Source organism: Stenotrophomonas sp. B1-1 (genome assembly GCF_010894375.1).
Taxonomy (GTDB): Bacteria; Pseudomonadota; Gammaproteobacteria; order Xanthomonadales; family Xanthomonadaceae; genus Stenotrophomonas.
The window spans coordinates 1-1,304 of the sequence record NZ_JAAIUZ010000053.1 but is presented as its reverse complement, the minus strand read 5'-3'; the positions used below and the strand labels follow the sequence as shown (position 1 = coordinate 1,304).

Here is a 1,304-nt window from a genome sequence, read left to right as displayed (position 1 = left end):
CCGCCCAGGTAGCCGGCCACCACGCTGATGGCCAGGTAGATCACGCGCTTGAACAGCGACAGATCCTTGGCTGAAACGACAAACAAGGTGGCACCGGCAAAGGCGCCGATGAAGGCATCGGTCTCGATGCCCGGTAGCAGCGAGGCCAAGCCGACGCTAGCGGCCAGGGCGGCCATGCTGCCGGTGGAGGTGGGTTCGGTCATCATTAGTCCCAGAGTTGAACCAGCGGGCGCACCACGGCGCCGGCGGAAGGAGCGGGTACCTCGGGAAGCTCCACGACGGTGCCCAGCGGCAGGATCGGCCCGTGCAGGCTGATCCCGTAATTGAGTGCCAGGGCCTTTTCTACGACCCCGGCGGTGGTGCCCAGGTGGCGGTGACACAGCGCATCGAGCGTGTCGCCTTGCAGGGCCATCACGCGCATCAGATCAGCTCCACAGTGACCCGGCGGGTACCGAGCAGATCGCTGATGGCATTGCGCAGATCCCGGCGCATCTCATCAATGGTGGGGCTTAGATCATCGGCGCGCTGATTGCCCTGGGCGGTGGCATCGTAAGCGCGGTAGCGCTCGTGCAGCTCCACGGCGGCGGCGCACTGCACTGCGCGGTGGAACAAGTGTTCCAGCACCGACCTGCCGTCGATCCTGCGCGCCGGCACCTGGTCCAACGTGGCATAGCCCTCGGCCATCTGTTTGGCCTGCCAGGCGTCAAGCTCCCGCGTCACCGAGATCAGGGCCGCCAGCACCGTCTGGCGCAGGCGCGCCGGCAGAACATCGCCCGGCACACGAATGGCATCGCGTAGTGCGTTCACATCGATGTCCGGCCAGAACGGGCCAGCACTGATCGGATCCTGGGCCGGAGTCGGGGCGCCATTGGCAACGAAACTGCTCATGGGATGTCTCGTAAATCGCCGGTGGCCGGGGCGTCACACCCTAGGGGAAAAGGGCGGGTGATCGGCCCCGGGCCGGCGCGGGTTGCGGGGTACGCTCGGTGTGAGGTCAGCCAGTAGGCTTAGCTGGCCTCGAATCTCTTCAACAGGCGCTCAGCGCGTTTGAGGTCTTCCTTGCCGCCACAGGCATCGTGCAAGCCAATCGCTCGGCGCAGGTCGGCAACCGCTGCGCTGACAGCGTCCAGCGGCAGCGACGCATCGTCGGTACCGGTGCCGAGCACGCCCCGGGCACGCGCCAGCAACAGCCGGGCACGGACTTCATCGGGCATATCGGCCCCCTCGGTCAGTTGCACGGCTCGATCAATCACCGCCCCATCAAACGGGGTGCGGGTCTTGAACGCGTTCAGCGCAGCCAGACC

General features: G+C 66.5%; 3 protein-coding genes and 1 pseudogene. All 4 read right to left on the bottom strand.

What is annotated here, in order from left to right; translation table 11 throughout:
• Positions 1 to 203: putative holin (locus G4G00_RS21700; RefSeq protein ID WP_240336210.1), on the bottom strand; the 203-nt coding region annotated here is incomplete at its 3' end.
• Between the two features lie 2 nt (positions 204 to 205).
• A complete protein-coding gene (locus tag G4G00_RS21695) occupies positions 206 to 421 on the bottom strand; it encodes a tail protein X (RefSeq protein WP_164276628.1) in 216 nt (71 codons plus the stop codon).
• Positions 421 to 888, bottom strand: a complete 468-nt coding sequence (locus tag G4G00_RS21690) for a head completion/stabilization protein (RefSeq protein ID WP_164276625.1) — start codon at positions 886 to 888, stop codon at positions 421 to 423. The genes G4G00_RS21695 and G4G00_RS21690 overlap by 1 nt, the downstream gene beginning before the upstream one ends.
• Before the next feature lie 119 nt (positions 889 to 1,007).
• Positions 1,008 to 1,304 (bottom strand): annotated as a pseudogene (locus G4G00_RS21685) (terminase); the annotation flags it as partial.